This window comes from Streptomyces sp. NPDC016851, assembly GCF_055562795.1.
Map to the genome: position 1 here is coordinate 63,035 of NZ_JBVHEP010000009.1, position 16,336 is coordinate 79,370.

Here is a 16,336-nt window from a genome sequence, read left to right on the forward strand (position 1 = left end):
ACTGGCTGAGCCGAAGCGAGCTTTCGACCGAACAAGGGCTTTTCATAGTCGAAGCGCTTCGATGTTGCTGTGAGGTTAAGTGAACGCCCAGGGGTGCACAAGGGTCGTCCCCAAACTTCCTCGAAGGCACTAGAGGGGACCGTTCCTCATGCACGACTTGAAGGGACGGCACCGGTCCCTTGACACCCGACCCTTCACCGACTCAGCATCGAAGCGCTTCGAAAGGGTCTTGCCGCTCCACCGCAAAGGGAATCCCACGTGACCGCACCCACGCCGCCCAGTCCGCCGTTCCGCGATCCGCGCCTGCCGTTCGCGAAGCGGATCGACGACCTCCTGTCGCGGCTCACGCCGGAGGAGAAGATCGCCTTCCTGCACCAGTTCGCGCCCGCCGTCGAACGGCTCGGCATCGCCGCCTTCCGCACGGGCCAGGAGGCGCTGCACGGCGTGGCGTGGATGGGCCCGGCGACGGTCTTCCCGCAGGCGGTCGGCCTCGGCGCCACCTGGAACCCGGAGCTGGTGCGGCGCGTCGGCGACGCGGTGTCCAAGGAGGTCCGCGCGATGCGCGCCAAGGACGACCGCGTCGGCCTCAACGTCTGGGCGCCGACCGTCAACCTGCTGCGCCACCCCCTGTGGGGCCGCAACGAGGAGGGCTACTCGGAGGACCCCAAGCTCACCTCGGCGATCGCCACCGCCTACACGCACGGCCTGCGCGGCGACCACCCCACCTACTGGCGCACCGCGCCCGTGCTGAAGCACTGGCTCGCCCACAACAACGAGACGGACCGCTCCACGACGTCGAGCTCCGTGCGCCCGCGCGTGCTGCACGAGTACGACCTGAAGGCCTTCCGCGAGACCGTCGAGGCGGGCGCGGTGGCCGGGGTGATGCCGGCGTACAACCTGGTCAACGGCCGCCCCAACCACGTCTCCCCCTATCTGAGCACGCAGCTGCGCACCTGGACCGACGAGGACCTGCTGGTCTGCTCCGACGCGGGCGCGCCGAGCAACCTGGTCGACTCCGAGCACTACTTCGACACGCACGAGGAGGCCACCGCGGCCTCCCTCGTGGCGGGCGTCGACAGCTTCACGGACCACGGCACGGACTCCTCGCAGATGATCGGCCGCCTGCGAGGCGCCCTGGAGCGCGGGCTGCTGACCGAGGCCGACGTCGACACCGCCGTCCGCCGGCAGCTCTCGGTCCGCTTCCGGCTGGGTGAGTTCGACCCGGAGTACGACCCGCACGGCGCCACCAGCGAGTTCGACACCCCGGCGCACCGGGCGCTGGCGCAGGAGGCCGCCGAGCAGGCGATCGCGCTGCTCAAGAACGACGGGGTGCTGCCGCTCGCCCCGGACACCCGGGTCGCGGTGGTCGGTCTGCTCGCCGACGAGTGCAAGCTCGACTGGTACAGCGGCACGCTCCTCCACCGCTCGACCCCGCTGGAGGGCCTGTACGAGCGGTTCGGCGCGGAGCGGGTGGAGTTCGCCGAGGGCGTGGACCGGGTCCGGCTGAAGACCTCCGCGGGTGCCTTCCTGCACGTTCCGGTGGCCGAGGACGCCGCCGACGAGGTGCGCGGCGCCGAGGGCGCGCTCGACCCGGCCCTGCTCGCGGGCCGCACCGACCTGCCCCCGCTCACCACCGACGCGACCGGCACCGAGCTGGCGCTGGTCGACTGGGGCGAGGGCGTACTGACCCTGCGCGCGCCCGACGGCCGCTACCTCTCGGTCGCCGACGACGGCCGCGTCCGCGCCTCCGCCGACCAGCCGGGGGGCTGGGTCGTCCAGGAGACGTTCCGACTGGAACCGCACGGGAACGGGCACCTCCTGAAGCACCTGGGAACGGGTCGCCACGTGTGTGTCTCCGCCGACGGCGTGAAGGTTGCCGACGGAGATCCCGAGGTGTTCGAGCTGGTCGTCGCCGAGCGCGGCGAGGAGGCGGTGGCGCGGGCCGCCGCGGCGGCGGACGTGGTCGTGGTGGTGGCGGGCAACGACCCTCACATCAACGGCCGCGAGACCGAGGACCGTACGACCCTGCGGCTGCCCGGGCACCAGGAGCGGCTGCTGCGGGCCGCCCGCGGGGCGAACCCGGCGACCGTGCTGGCGCTGGTCTCCGCCTACCCCTACGCGATCGACCCGGCGGACCTCCCGGCCGTGCTGTGGACCGCGCACGGCGGCCAGGCGGCCGGCACCGCCCTGGCCCGGGTGCTGGCAGGCGACGTCTCCCCCGCCGGCCGCCTCCCGCAGACCTGGTACGCCGACGACACCGACCTGCCCGGCCTCCTCGACTACGACGTGATCGGGAGCCGGCAGACGTACCTGTACTTCGAGGGCACGCCCCTGTTCCCCTTCGGGCACGGCCTGTCGTACACGTCGTTCGCGTACGACGGTCTGACGGCCCGGGCGGCGGACGGGTCGGTGCACGTCTCCTTCACGGTCACCAACACCGGTGACGTCACCGCCGACGAGGTCGCCCAGCTCTACACCCGGGCCGCCGAGGCGTCCGTGCCGCGCCCCCGGCGCGAGCTGCTGGACCACCGCCGCGTCACCCTCGCTCCCGGCGCGACGGCCGCCCTGAACTTCGAGGTCCCGCTGTCCGCCTTCGGGTTCTGGGACGTGGCCCAGGACCGGTGGCGTCTGGAGCCGGGCGCGTACGAGCTGCTGGCCGGTGCCTCCAGCGAGGACGTCCGGCTGCGGACGACCGTCGCGCTCGACGGCGAGCCCGCCCTGCCGCGCGCGGTCGTCGCGGGCGGTCTGGCCGCGGCCGGCTTCGACGAGCAGAGCGGCATCGAGATCGTCGACCGCACGAAGGTGTCGGGCGACGCGGTGACGCCGGAGGACGGGACGGCGGGCGAACTGGTCTACCGGGCCTGCGACCTCGGCTCCGGTGTCTCGGGGGTGACGGTGGAGGTGGCCGGCGAGGGCTCGGTCGAGCTGTCCCTCGACGGCGGCCCGGCGCTCGCGGTGCTGTCGACCACCACGCCCACATCGGGCCCGTACGACTACGTCTCGCTCGGCGCGTCCGTCGCCGCCGCGGGCGTCCATGACGTGCACCTGAGACTGCGCGGCCCGCTGCGGCTCGCGCACGTCGGCTTCTCCGGTTGAGGGTCCGGAGCAGGCCGGCGTAAAAGGAGGGGCCCGGCACCGGAAGGCATCGGTGCCGGGCCTCTCCGCCCACTCTATATGAAAATGGTTCCCATGAGCTAGTGCCGGGGCGTCAGAGGGCGAGACCGGTGAGGACCATCACGCGCTCGTACGTGTAGTCCTCCATGGCGAACCGCACGCCCTCCCGGCCCACGCCGGACTGCTTGACGCCGCCGTACGGCATCTGGTCCGCGCGGTAGGACGGCACGTCGCCGACGACGACGCCGCCGACCTCAAGGGCGCGGTGGGCCCGGAAGGCGGTCTGCAGGTCGTGGGTGAAGACGCCCGCCTGGAGGCCGTACTTGGAGTCGTTGACGGCGGCGAAGGCCTCGGCCTCGCCGTTCACCTTCTGCACGGTGAGGACCGGCCCGAAGACCTCCTCGCAGGAGAGCGTCACGCCGGCCGGTACGTCGGCCAGCACGGTCGGCGCGTACGAGGCGCCGTCGCGCTTGCCGCCGGTGAGCAGCGCGGCACCCGCGTCGACCGCCTCGCGGACCCAGGTCTCGACGCGCTTGGCGGCGTCCTCGCTGACCAGCGGCCCGACGTCGGTCGCGTCGTCGCTCGGGTCGCCCGTGACCTGGGCCTCGACGGCGGCGACGATGCGCGGCAGCAGCCGGTCGTACACCGACGCGTCCGCGATGACCCGCTGGACGGAGATGCAGGACTGGCCGCCCTGGTAGTTGGAGAAGGTGGCGATGCGGTTCGCCGCCCGGTCCAGGTCCTCGTCGCTCGCCCAGTCGGCGAGCACGACGGCCGCGCCGTTGCCGCCGAGCTCCAGGGTGCAGTGCTTGCGCGGCACCGAGTCCATGATCGCGTAGCCGACCTTCTCGGAGCCGGTGAAGGAGATCACGGGCAGGCGCTCGTCCTGCACCAGGGCGGGCATCTTGTCGTTGGCGACCGGCAGGATGCTCCAGGAGCCCGCGGGCAGTTCGGTCTCGGCCAGCAGGTCGCCGATGATCAGGCCGGACAGCGGCGTGGCCGGGGCCGGCTTCAGGATGATCGGCGCGCCGGCGGCGATGGCCGGGGCGACCTTGTGGGCGCAGAGGTTGAGCGGGAAGTTGAAGGGCGCGATGCCGAGCACGACGCCCTTCGGGAAGCGGCGGGTGAGGGCGAGCCGGCCCTGGCCGCCGAGGTCGGTGTCGAGGCGCTGGGCCTCGCCGCCGTTGAACCGCCGGGCCTCCTCGGCCGCGAACCGGAACACGGACACGGCCCGGCCGACCTCGCCGCGCGCCCACTTGAGCGGCTTGCCGTTCTCGGCGGAGATCAGCTGCGCGATCTCCTCGGTGCGCTCGACGAGGCGCTTGCTGACGTGGTCGAGGGCGGCGGCCCGCACGTGGGCCGGGGTGGCGGCGAACTCGTCCCGCACGGCGTACGCGGCGGCCACGGCCTCCTCGACCTGCGCGTCCGTCGGCACGCTCACCTTGCCGACGAGCCGCCCGTCCCACGGGGACGTGACGTCGAAGGTGTCCTCGCCGGTGGCCTGGCGGCCGGCGAGCCAGAAGGCGTGGGTGGAGGTCATGTGGGTCCGGCCCTTCGGCGTCGGGGGTGGTCCTGTGCTTCGGGATCAACGGTAGGCGCGAGGTGGCCGAACAGCTTTTGTCCGGGGTGTAGCAATAGGGAGCGGGGACACTACGGTTTGGCTACTCGGAGCTGGTCGCCTTCAGGGCGAGCCAGAGCTCCATCCGCGCGTCGGCGTCGTCCAGGGAGCGGCCGAGGATCTCCTCGACCCGGCGCATGCGGTAGCGCAGGGTGTGGCGGTGGACGCCGAGGTCGGCCGCCGCCGCGTCCCACTGGCCGTGCCGGGACAGCCAGGCGCGCAGGGAGGCGACGAGGTCGCCGCGGCCCGTGGCGTCGTGCTCGTACAGCGGCCGCAGCATCCCGTCGGCGAAGGCCCGCACCGCGTCGTCCGCCAGCAGCGGCAGCACGGATCCGGCCGCCATCTGCTCGTGCTCCACGAGGACGCGCCCGCGCCGCCGCGCCACCGACAGCGCCTGCTCGGCCTGCTTGTACGCGGCGGACGCGGCGATGGGCCCGGCCGGCGCCGACAGGCCCACGACCAGTTCGTCCTGCTCGCCGCCCGGCACCTTCTCGCGCACGCCTGCCCGGGCCGACTCCAGTGCCGCCGCGTACTCCCCGCAGGCCGCCGCGGCGGCACCGCCGTCCGCGGCCAGCACCACCAGCCGTTCCCCCTCCGGCACGACGAGGACGGCCTCACCGGCCCGGGCCGCGGCGGACTCCATGACGTCGACGAGCGCCGCGAGGGGGTCGCCGTTGGTTTCGGCGGCGGCGAGCGCGGCGGCGGAGGGCCGGTCGACGGCCGGGGCACCCGAGTGGGCCTCGGCACGGGCCAGCGCGGCCGAGGCCGACACCGGCACCCGTTCCGCGACCAGCATCCGGAACGGCGCGTCCAGCAGCCCGCCGTACAGGTCACCGGCGACCGCACGCGCGTGGTCCGGCTCCCCGGCCAGCAGCATGCGCAGCACCGCCGCGCCGACCCGCTGCTCGGCCGCCTGGAGGGACCGGGAGCGTTCGGTGGTCAGGGTCAGCAGGGCGATGGCCGAGTGGAGGGCGTAGCGCTCGGCGGTGCCGAGGGCGGCGGCCGTGCCCACGGCGAGGGCCGCCCGGGGGCGCCGGCCCGTGCCGATGGTGTGCAGTTCGACCCGGTCCTCGTTCTCCGGTCCGCCCACCACCGACGAGGCGGGCGCGGGACGGTCGCGCAGCCGCTGCACGTCGCCGGTGAGCCGCGTGGCCCGCCGCCCGGCCCACTCGGGTGCCGTGGCGACGACGGCGCCCGAGGCGTCGTACAGCGCGGCCCAGCCGTCGACCTGCGAGGCGAGCGCGGCCAGCAGCCCCTCGGGCCCGCCCGTCTGCGCCTGCCGGGTCAGCTCCCGCTGGGCGGCGAAACCGGCCGTGACGGCGCGGTACTGGTCGGCGGCGATCGCGGCGGACACGGCCTTGCTGATGGCGAGGAACGGCGTGCGGCGCGGCACCTCCAGCAGCGGCAGGCCCTCCTCCCCGGCCGCGTCGACCAGGGCCTTGGGGATCTCCTCGTAGTTGACGCCGACGGCGAAGCCGAGCCCGACCACGCCGGCCCCGACCAGCCGCCGTACGTAGCGGCGCATGGCCTCCGGGTCCTCGGCGTCCAGTTTGAGGGCGGTGACCAGCAGCAGCTCCCCGCCCTCCATGTAGGGGACGGGGTCGGCGAGCTCGCTGACGTGCGCCCAGCGGACCGGCACGTCGAGGCGGTCTTCGCCTGCCCGCACGGTGAGTTTCAGCGCGGAGTGGTGGACGAGCGAGGCGAGCGTCGGGGGCATGAGGCCTTCAGGTCTGCGTCAGGGCTGTGTGATCGTTGTGCTGTTTTGGCCGTCACGTATGAACGACCTGTGACGATTCTGCCTCACCGTACGGTCCCCGCGTACCGGCACCGGCTGGAAGACGTCAGCCGGGTCAGCCCTGGCAGCCCGGTCAGCCGGTCAGCGGTCAGCCCGGAGATCCACGAGCAGCGGTGGCGCGTGCTCGCCCTTGACGTCGGTCAGCGACAGCACCGCGTGCCCGGCCGGTACCCCGTGCGCCAGCTCGGAGGCGGACCAGCGCTCCCTTTCGACCTGCCGCACGGTCACCGCCCGCGCGGTCGGGGCCTTGCCGGTGATGACCCTGCGCAGCATGTGCGCGGCTTTACCGGCGGGCGTCTCCGCGATGATCTGCCGGTCGGTGACGTCCCGGGCCTCGGTCCACTCCTTCCCCCACACCTCGGCGAAGTCCTGCCCGTCCCACGGGGTGAGCCCCGAGAGCGCCATCCGGCACCCGGTGGCCCCCAGCAGGGGTCCGCGCAGGGGCCGGGGTACGTCGTCCAGCGTCCGCAGGGTCAGCACGACACCGGCGTTGCCGGACCGCAGCCGCTGGATGCCGCGCACGGCCTCGGGCGTCACCACGCCGGTCGCGTCGTCGAGCAGCAGACAGGCGAACAGCGACCGGTCCTCGCGTACGGCGACACTCGCCGTGAACTGCGCCAGCACCAGCCGCGCCAGCATCCGGGACGCGTCGGCGTGCCCGCGCTCGGGCAGGTCGATCCGCACGCGTACGGGATGGTCGAGGGCCTTGAGGGTGAAGGGGCGGGTGGCTCCCGAGGTGTCGAAGAAGGAGGCGAAGGCGGGCCGATCGAGCAACGCGACCCGATCCGCGAGCACCCCGCCGACATCCCCCGGCTGCCCCAGCTGCCGCTCCCGGGCGTCCAGTTCCCGCAACAGCGACTCCTGCCCGGCCTCCTGGAGCCCCTGCCGCAGCGCGGCCAGCGGCCCCGGCGCCCCGTCCAGCAGCTGCCGCAGTTCCGGCACGGACGGAAAACGCCCATGCACGGCCCGGAACGGCCCCAGCAACTGCGCGAGGACGGTCGTGGAACGCCGGCTGTCACTGCCCGGATGCGGATCGGCGAGGTCCCCGACGAGCGCCTCGGCGAGCACGGCCGCGGCCTCGTCCGGGTCGCCGGTCCCCCCGTACAGGTCCAGGTCGTACTCGGACTCCTGGTTCCCGATCCGCACGACGACGTCATACGCGTCGACCGGCCCGAGCCCGGCCCCCGCCGCCCCGACGACGACGACGGCGGCCCGCCCGGCGAGAGCGTGCAGACACAACGACTCGGCGAGCGGCCGCACGACGGTACCGGTCTTGCCGGACCCGGCGGGGCCGACGGCGAGCAGAGAGGTACCGAGCAGTTCCGGGCCGAGGGCGAGGCCGGTGCCGCGGTAGGCGTACGGATTGCGCGGGTCGTCGGCGCTGGTGCCCAGCCGCACCTGCCCGGTGAGCAGGTCGTGCCGGGCCAGCCGGGTGGACAGATCACGGGCGCCTGAGGGGTGCAGGCAGGCGGCGGCGCCATCCTGGAGCACGGCACCGCTGAAGGTGGCCAGACTGTGCCGGCCACTGCGGACGCCCTGCCAGGCGCGGGCGATCCGGGCGTGGTCGACGTCCCGCATGAGCCCGGCCCGCGCATCGGCGGCCAGCCGCTCGGCGGCGTCGACGGCTCCTGCGGCGCGCAGGGCGGGCCATTCGGCGGGGTCCTCCGGCGGGGCGGGTGGCCGCTGATGCTCGGGTACGGACCGACGCCAGGCGGGTGGACCGTACCGCCGCCAGATCTCGCTCCACCGCCCGAGTCGGCCGACCCCGACCATGATCACCAGCGCGATCAGCGTGTAGTAGGCGTACACGACCACGACGGCTGTGAAGCTGTGGGGTTCGGCCCAGGATTCGGGGATCATCGCGTAAAGGGGCAGCAGCCACCAGCTGCCGAGGTACCCGTTCCACAACAGCGACCAGATCAGCCAGCCGACGAGGAAGGCGATCAGCGCCCCACTGACCAGCTGCCGGCCCGGGGTCCTCTCCGGCTCCTCCGCCGGCCGCGGCCGATGCCCGAACCGCCACACCCCCGGCGGCGCCTCGGGCCGGGGCGTGCGCAGCCACGTCAGGAAGGAGGACCCGTCCGGCACCGGAGGCACTCCCGGCGCCCGGGTCGGCCGGGGCGGCACAGTGACCCCCTCTGGCGGCACCCCGGGCACATCCGGCGGCCCCGCCGGACGCGGCACCGGGTTCGCGTGCGTACCCCGCGCCTCCTGCGTCCCGTCGCTGTCCATCGCCCTTGCCCCCTGACCAGCCGCTCCGTCCACCATCAGCGAGCCAATCTAACGCCCTCCCCTGGGGAGTTCACCGCTTACACGGCCGACAGAACGGACCGACGTGCTCCGGATATGGTCGAGGCTTCCCCTCAGGACGCGCCGCAGCGGACGGAGATTCCCCGGTGACCCAGCAGCTCCCCTCGAGTGTGCAGGACTTCGCGCACACCACGAGCGTCGCCTGGAACGACACGGCGACGCGCAGGGCCTGGTGGCGGCAGACGGTCAGGAGCCTGCTGTCGGTCGGCCTCTGCGCCGCCTGGTGGGTCTGGTACGCGGGCATCACCGTCGCGGTGCGTGAGCAGGTGGTCTGGCTGACGGTCGCGGTCTTCGCCTACAGCGCCTTCGGCGCACCTCTGCAGCTCATGGCCGAGTTGCCGAACGCCTGGCGGGTGCGGCGGCTCCTGCGTGCCCATCCCTGGCAGATCACCGAGGACCCGCCGCGCGGCGTGTCGGACCACCCGAAGGCCCGGGACGCGAGCGCCGCCTGGTTCGAGGTCCCCGACCCCGCTGCCCCCGAACGGCAGGTGCCACTGATCATCCGCGCGCCCCTGTGGTGGGTCCGTCGTATGAAACCAGATGCCCCCGCCGAACGCCGGGAACAGATCGCCCGGCTCTGGTACTGCGGTCTCCCCGGCGACGAGGTGGTCATCGCCGCGTCCCGCGCCACGGAGCAAGCCCCACGCCGGATGCGCCACCGGTACCTACGGGATTCGCTGCTGTCCGAACGCCCCGCCCGGACGGGCCCCCGACGCACCGGTCCCGCAGCGCCCTCTCCCATCCGCCCACCCGACGCACCATGTGCACCGACGCCTCGCCCGCCTCGTCATCGCGCTCGCCGTCGCCTGGCCGGCCCTCCTCGCCGTGCAGATCGCCGTGGTCGCCGACGGGGACAGCGACAAGGTGGGCTTGTTCGGCATGGCCCTGCTCTTCGAGGTGACGCTGCTCCCGCTCCATGTCTTCCTCATCGTCACCAACCGCCGCATGGCCCGGACCCTGGCCGGTCATGCCTGGCGCCTCGTCGACTGCGAGATCCGCAGCCGCGGCAAGGCACAGCTGATTCACGTCGGCGACCGCGTTCTGCAGCCCCCGCAGCACACGCCGCTGGACACAGGGATCACCCAGCTCTGGATCGCGGGCCATCCGCACCGCCACTGCGTCGTCTCCGTCCCCGGCGGCGCCAGGCCTGTCCGTATCGCCATGTCCACCACGGACAACACGCCCGCCTGACAACGCCCACATGGAGCATGCCCACCCCCCTCCCCCCGCCCTAGCCTGCGAGAAAAGAAGCGAAGTGGCTGTAACCATTCGTCCGCACCACCCCAGGAGCCCCGCATGACCGCACTTCCGCAGGAGCGCCGCGTCGTCACCGCCATTCCCGGACCGAAGTCGCAGGAGTTGCAGGCCCGCCGTACCGCCGCGGTCGCGCAGGGTGTGGGGTCCGTGCTGCCCGTGTTCACGGCGCGGGCCGGTGGCGGGATCATCGAGGACGTCGACGGCAACCGGCTGATCGACTTCGGGTCCGGCATCGCCGTGACCTCCGTCGGCGCCTCCGCCGAGGCCGTCGTGCGCCGGGCGTCCGCGCAGCTCGCCGACTTCACCCACACCTGTTTCATGGTCACGCCGTACGAGGGGTACGTCGAGGTCGCCGAGGCCCTCGCCGAGCTGACGCCGGGTGACCACGCAAAGAAGAGTGCGCTGTTCAACTCCGGCGCCGAGGCCGTCGAGAACGCCGTGAAGATCGCGCGGTCGTACACGAAGCGGCAGGCCGTCGTGGTGTTCGACCACGGCTACCACGGGCGCACCAACCTGACCATGGCCCTGACCTCCAAGAACATGCCGTACAAGCACGGCTTCGGGCCGTTCGCGCCCGAGGTGTACCGCGTGCCCGTGGCGTACGGCTACCGCTGGCCGACCGGTCCCGAGAACGCCGGCCCCGAGGCCGCCGCGCAGGCCATCGACCAGATCAGCAAGCAGGTCGGCGCGGAGAACGTCGCCGCGGTCGTCATCGAGCCGGTGCTCGGCGAGGGCGGCTTCATCGAGCCGGCCAAGGGCTTCCTGCCGGCGATCCGCAAGTTCGCCTCCGACCACGGCATCGTCTTCGTCGCCGACGAGATCCAGTCCGGCTTCTGCCGTACGGGGCAGTGGTTCGCGTGTGAGGACGAGGGTGTCGTCCCCGATCTGATCACCACCGCCAAGGGCATCGCCGGCGGTCTGCCGCTCGCCGCCGTGACCGGGCGCGCCGAGATCATGGACGCCGCACACGCCGGCGGTCTGGGCGGCACCTACGGCGGCAACCCGGTCGCCTGCGCGGGTGCGCTCGGCGCGATCGAGACCATGAAGGAGCTCGACCTCAACGCCAGGGCGAAGCACATCGAGGCCGTGATGAAGACGCGCCTGTCCGCCATGCAGGACAAGTTCGACATCATCGGTGACGTCCGCGGCCGGGGCGCGATGATCGCCATCGAGCTGGTCAAGGACCGTACGACGAAGGAGCCCCACCCCGAGGCGACCGCCGCGCTCGCGAAGGCCTGCCACGCCGAGGGCCTGCTGGTCCTGACCTGTGGCACCTACGGCAACGTCCTCCGCTTCCTGCCCCCGCTGGTGATCGGCGAGGACCTGCTGAACGAGGGCCTCGACATCATCGAGCAGGCCTTCGCACGCATCTGACGTCGGCAGAGCACGCAGAGCGTGTGAAGAAGGTGTGCGAGGTGGATGACAGGGGGCCCTGCGGCCTGTCCTGGGCCCAGCCCCTGTCGTAGGTTCTACCCAGATGAGAGATACACCCCGCCCACAGGGGACTGTGGGTGACATCAGGCCGAGGCCTCCCCAGCTTCGACCTGGTCGTGCCCTCGCGCACACAACCGGAGCCTGAGGCTCTGGATCTCCTCACCGATCGGACAGTCGCCCGCCCCAAACCCCCCGGGGCGCGCGACGTTCCGGTCCGGTCGGCCGCCCCGGAACTCTCCCCCCTGTTCCGGGGCGGCCGACCTCCATTTCCGGCCCATCGAGGTCATGCCGTTCCCCTGGCGGGCAGTGCGGGTTCCGGCCGGTGTATCCCGCGCGGGCGGTATCCCAGGACATCCGCGAGCCCGACGAGATCCGCGAGCAGCCAGACGATGGCGAGCCACATCTCCGTGCCCTGGAGCCCGGGTTCACGGCCCGGGCCGGTGCCGTCGGGAGAGGGGCCGAAGGGGAATCCCCGGCCCGGGTGCCAGCGGCGCAGGGCCGCGGTGAGCCGGACCGACGCCCAGGCACGGGCCTCCTCTGCGCGGTGGGTGGTCTGCCGGGCGCAGAGCCACAAGGGGTGGATCACGTCCAGGACGTTGCAGGCGTTCTCCCGGCCCGGTGCGAAGTACCGGGTGTCGCGCGCGTGGTCGAGAACCGTGTCGATCACGCGCTCCGCGTACGGCACGGGCAGGCCGAACTGGGCGAAGGACCCCCGGGTGAGCCGGTAGTAGCCGTTGACCATCTGGAGGCGACCGGACTCGGGGGCGGGCGAGCCCCACATGCCCGTCCAGGGGTCGGCATGGGTGTGCAGCCAGCCGAAGAGTGCCTCCAGCGCCCCGGGGGCGGCCGCCTCCGTACCGAGGCGCAGGTTCCAGTGCGCGGCGGTGGCCCAGGAGTCGACCCACGCCCCGGCGTGCCAGGCACGGTCGCGCCAGGGCAGGTCGGCCAGGTGGCGGACCAGTCGGTCCGCCGTGGTGGTGCGCACCGTGTGGACCGGGTGGGCGAAGGAACTGCCGAGCAGGTCCAGCGCGTAGCCCACGCACAGCACGTGATACGCCGAGGCCCCGTCCTCCGGCAGCCCGGCCGGGCCGGGGACCGGCGGCGGCGCGCCGTACTCGAAGACCAGCCCGGTGACGGGGTCCTGGAGCGCCCGCAGCCTGGCCGCGTGCTCGGCGGCGGGCAGGTGGGGCGGAGCGTCCCCGAGCAGCAGCGCGGCGATCTCGACGGCGTCACAGTGCGCCCGCACGGTCGGCTCGGCACCGGGCCGGTCGACGTACCGGCCGGTCTCGGGCTGCCGGCAGCGGTCGAGCAGACCGGCGGCCTGCGCGCGGGCGTCGTCGGCGAACGCGGACAGTTCCCCCATGAGCGCCGACCGGTCCTGGGAGGGGCTCGGTGCCGCTCCGCGCGTCGCGGGCACCCGCGGCTCCCGTCGGTCGCGTATCCGCCGGGCCGGGTTGCCGGCCGCCACCGTCCACGCGGGCAGGTCCTTCGTGACGACCGCGCCGGCGCCGATGACGCAGTGGTCGCCGATGGTGACGCCGTCCACGACGACCACGTGGGAGCCGATCCACACATCGTCACCGACCGCGATCCCGGCGCTGGTGACGGGCTGCTGATGGACCGGCAGGTCGGGCGAGATCCCGTGGTTGAAGGCGAGCAGCGAGCTGTGGGCGCCGATGCGCACCCCGTTCCCGAGGGTCACGGTGCCGCGCACCACGGTGAAGGGGTTGATCGTGCAGTCGGCACCGGTGCGTATCGCGCCGGTGACGTAGGCGTGGGCCGCGATGTACGAGCGGTCGCCCAGGGACAGATGGTCCGGGTACACCGCGGCCGTCTCCGCGACGAAGCAGCCCTCCCCGAGCCGTACGGACGCCGCTCCCGGCTCCGCTCCCGGCCCCGCTCCTCCGACCAGCCGTTTCTGCCGCCGTTCCTGTGCCGCCCGCTGCCCCTGCGACGCCTGCTCCGCGTAGAGCCACGGACAGTGGTCGAAGAGGCCGTCGTCGTCGCTCTCCTGCTGGTTCACGTGATCCTCCACTGGGTCGCGCGGGCGGACAGGGGAATCTGTGCCCGTGCCAAGCTGGGTCCCATGCCGATCTCCGGGAAGCAGGATCTCGACAAGCCCACCACCGCGCGGCACGCGCGCTTCCCGGCCCTCCTGTTCGGCCTCCCGGCGCTCCTCTTCGCCCTGATCACCTGGCAGGTCGTCGCGGACGGCCCGCTCGTCCGTCTCGACGAGCGCGTCAGCCGCGGCCTCCTCCACCCGGACGGTCTCTCCGAGTTCCTCTCCGACCTCGGCAACGTCCCGGTCGCGGTTCCGGTCCTCGCCGTCGTGCTCGGATACGTCGCCCTGCGAACCCGCCGCACGGACCGCTGGTGGCTGCCCGTCATCGCCGCGGCCCTCCTCATGGCCCTGGTCCCGGCACTGATCGTCCCGCTCAAGGAACTCACGGACCGCCCGGGCACCCCCGCCGTCCCGCCCGCCACCGGCTACTACCCTTCGGGCCACACCGCCACGGCCGCCATCGCCTACGGCAGCGCGACCCTGCTCCTGCTTCCCCGGCTGCGCACGCCCCTCGCCCGCCGCACCCTCGTCACCGCCTGCCTCGCCCTCGTACTCGGCGTGAGCTACGGCCTGGTCCGCCGGGGCTACCACTGGCCCCTGGACGTGGTGGCCAGTTGGTGCCTGTGCGCGGTGCTGCTGTCGTCGCTGTGGCTGTTCCTGAGGCGGACGGCCCGGCCAGGGCGGCCCTTGTCGGGCTAATCGTCGTGCTCCGTGGCCAGCCCCGCCGCCGCCTCGTGCATCGCCAGTTCCAGCAGGGCCGGGTCCGTCAGGGTGCCCGAGCCGTCCGGGGGGACGAGCCAGCGGACGCCGCCGGGTGAGGAACGGCCCGGGTACGGCACGACGATCCAGGTGCCGGCGCCCGCCGTGCGGATGCCCGTGCCGAGCCAGCGGGCCGCGGTGCCCGGCGGCACGAAGAACCCCATGCGCGCGTCCCCGAAGTCGACGAGCACGGGGCCCGGCTGGTCGAGGACGCGGCTGAGCACGTCGAGCGTGGCGTAGCCGAGTTCGCCGGGCAGGATGAGGACGTCCCACGCGCTGCCGGCCGGCAGCAGCGCGACCCCGAGCGGGTTGCGTTCCCACTCCCAGCGGCAGGTCTCGGGATCGGGTGCGACGGATGCGAGCCACTCGACCGCCGTCTTCGCACCGGTCATCAGGAAGACCTCCTTCTCGCTCGTGAACCTCGCGAACGCGCGGGGCGTTCCGAGGGCGTCACGAGGGAGAGGGAGGTCTCCGCGCGGTCATTACGCGGGTTTCGGCCCCTCGTTGGAGTGAACCGTCTCACACCGGAGTGAACCGTCCCCACACGCCGCCGGTTCAGCTGTCGAAGCCCAGCCCCAGCCGGTCCATCGTGCGCAGCCACAGGTTGCGGCGGCCGCCCTGGGCGTCCGCGCGGGCCAGTGACCACTTGGTGAGGGCGATGCCCGTCCAGGCGAAGGGCTCCGGCGGGAACGGCAGCGGCTTCCTGCGGACCATCTCCAGCTCGGTGCGCTCCGTGCGCTCCCCCGCCAGCAGGTCCAGCATCACCTCGGCGCCGAAGCGCGTCGCACCGACGCCCAGGCCCGTGTAGCCCGCCGCATAGGCGACCTTCCGCTGGTGGGCGGTGCCGAAGAACGCCGAGAAGCGGGAGCAGGTGTCGATGGCGCCGCCCCAGGCGTGGGTGAAGCGGACGCCCTCCAGTTGCGGGAAGCAGGTGAAGAAGTGCCCGGCGAGCTTGGCGTAGGTCTCCGGGCGATCGTCGTACTCGGCGCGGACGCGGCCGCCGTAGGGGTAGACCGCGTCGTAGCCGCCCCAGAGGATCCGGTTGTCGGCGGACAGGCGGAAGTAGTGGAACTGGTTGGCGCTGTCCCCGAGGCCCTGGCGGTTCTTCCAGCCGATCGAGGCCAGTCGGTCGGGGCTGAGCGGCTCGGTCATCAGGGCGTAGTCGTAGACCGGGACGGTGTACGAGCGGACCCGCCGGACCAGGTTCGGGAAGATGTTCGTGCCGAGGGCGACCTGGCGGGCGCGGACCCGGCCGTAGGGGGTGCGTACGGCCATGCCCGCGCCGTACGGCTTCAAGGTGAGGGCGGGGGTGTGCTCGTAGACGCGGACGCCCAGCTCGACACAGGCCCGCTTCAGGCCCCAGGCGAGCTTCGCGGGGTGCAGCATGGCCACGCCCCGGCGGTCCCACAGGCCCGCCTGGAAGGTCGGTGAGTTCACCTGTTCCCGGACCGCCTCGGCGTCCAGGAACTCGACGTCCTCGGCAAGGCCCCGGCGGGCCGTCTCCTCGTGCCAGTCGCGCAGTTCCGCCGCCTGGTAGGGCTCGGTGGCGACGTCGATCTCGCCCGTGCGTTCGAAGTCGCAGTCGATGGAGTGCCGGGCGACCGCCGCCTCGATCGCGTCGAGGTTGCGGGCGCCCAGCTCCTGGAGCTTGTGGATCTCGTCGGGCCAGCGGGCGAGGCCGTTGGGCAGGCCGTGGGTGAGGGAGGCGGCGCAGAATCCGCCGTTGCGTCCGGAGGCGGCCCAGCCCACCTCGCGGCCCTCCACCAGCACCACGTCCCGCCGCGGGTCGCGTTCCTTGGCGATCAGCGCCGTCCACAGTCCGCTGTAGCCGCCGCCGACGACCAGCAGATCGCAGGTCTCGGAGGTGGTGAGGGCGGGTTCGGGGCGGGGCCGGCCGGGGTCGTCCAGCCAGTACGGGAGCGGCTGGGCTTCGGAGAGCGAACGAATCCACTGGTTCCGCTGGTTCATGGCGCTCGGGGCCATGATG

General features: G+C 73.1%; 10 protein-coding genes and 1 pseudogene. 5 read left to right on the plus strand and 6 right to left on the minus strand.

Annotated elements, in window-relative coordinates; all coding sequences use genetic code 11:
- Positions 1 to 258: 258 nt before the first annotated feature.
- On the plus strand, positions 259 to 3,096 hold the full coding sequence (locus ACZ3I3_RS16290; protein ID WP_467365595.1) for a glycoside hydrolase family 3 C-terminal domain-containing protein: 2,838 nt from the start codon (positions 259 to 261) through the stop codon (positions 3,094 to 3,096).
- Between the two features lie 112 nt (positions 3,097 to 3,208).
- On the opposite strand, the gene ACZ3I3_RS16295 is transcribed toward ACZ3I3_RS16290, so the two are convergent.
- From ACZ3I3_RS16295 to ACZ3I3_RS16305, 3 genes are all read right to left on the minus strand, one after another.
- Positions 3,209 to 4,654: an aldehyde dehydrogenase family protein gene (locus ACZ3I3_RS16295; RefSeq protein WP_467365597.1), complete on the minus strand. Its 1,446-nt coding sequence runs from the start codon at positions 4,652 to 4,654 to the stop codon at positions 3,209 to 3,211.
- Between the two features lie 121 nt (positions 4,655 to 4,775).
- Positions 4,776 to 6,449 carry a PucR family transcriptional regulator gene (locus ACZ3I3_RS16300; protein ID WP_467365599.1) on the minus strand — a complete coding sequence of 558 codons (1,674 nt, stop codon included), beginning with the start codon at positions 6,447 to 6,449 and terminating at the stop codon, positions 4,776 to 4,778.
- Between the two features lie 159 nt (positions 6,450 to 6,608).
- Entirely contained in the window at positions 6,609 to 8,759 is a 2,151-nt protein-coding gene (locus ACZ3I3_RS16305) for an ATP-binding protein (protein ID WP_467365601.1), read from the minus strand.
- Positions 8,760 to 9,599: 840 nt separating this feature from the next.
- Between ACZ3I3_RS16305 and ACZ3I3_RS16310 the strand changes: the two genes are divergently transcribed.
- The 3 genes and pseudogenes from ACZ3I3_RS16310 to ACZ3I3_RS16320 form a co-directional block, all read left to right on the plus strand.
- Complete coding sequence (locus ACZ3I3_RS16310) at positions 9,600 to 10,028, plus strand: hypothetical protein (protein ID WP_467365602.1); 429 nt, start codon at positions 9,600 to 9,602, stop codon at positions 10,026 to 10,028.
- Positions 10,029 to 10,133: 105 nt separating this feature from the next.
- Positions 10,134 to 11,468 (plus strand): 4-aminobutyrate--2-oxoglutarate transaminase, encoded by a 1,335-nt coding sequence (gene gabT, locus ACZ3I3_RS16315; RefSeq protein ID WP_467365604.1) that lies wholly within the window; start codon positions 10,134 to 10,136, stop codon positions 11,466 to 11,468.
- Between the two features lie 103 nt (positions 11,469 to 11,571).
- Positions 11,572 to 11,793, plus strand: a pseudogene (locus tag ACZ3I3_RS16320) (phosphatase PAP2 family protein); the annotation flags it as partial.
- An 18-nt stretch (positions 11,794 to 11,811) separates the two neighbouring features.
- Here ACZ3I3_RS16320 and ACZ3I3_RS16325 read toward each other — a convergent pair.
- Positions 11,812 to 13,551, minus strand: a complete 1,740-nt coding sequence (locus ACZ3I3_RS16325) for an acyltransferase (RefSeq protein WP_467365606.1) — start codon at positions 13,549 to 13,551, stop codon at positions 11,812 to 11,814.
- Between the two features lie 63 nt (positions 13,552 to 13,614).
- Here ACZ3I3_RS16325 and ACZ3I3_RS16330 point away from each other — a divergent pair, with 63 nt between their 5' ends.
- Complete coding sequence (locus tag ACZ3I3_RS16330) at positions 13,615 to 14,289, plus strand: phosphatase PAP2 family protein (RefSeq protein ID WP_467365943.1); 675 nt, start codon at positions 13,615 to 13,617, stop codon at positions 14,287 to 14,289.
- Here ACZ3I3_RS16330 and ACZ3I3_RS16335 read toward each other — a convergent pair.
- The gene (locus ACZ3I3_RS16335) at positions 14,286 to 14,741 is read right to left on the minus strand and encodes a hypothetical protein (protein WP_467365608.1); all 456 of its coding nucleotides are present in this window, start codon (positions 14,739 to 14,741) and stop codon (positions 14,286 to 14,288) included. The two genes, ACZ3I3_RS16330 and ACZ3I3_RS16335, sit on opposite strands and share 4 nt — an antisense overlap.
- Before the next feature lie 163 nt (positions 14,742 to 14,904).
- Entirely contained in the window at positions 14,905 to 16,332 is a 1,428-nt protein-coding gene (locus ACZ3I3_RS16340; protein WP_467365610.1) for an NAD(P)/FAD-dependent oxidoreductase, read from the minus strand.
- Positions 16,333 to 16,336: the final 4 nt, after the last annotated feature.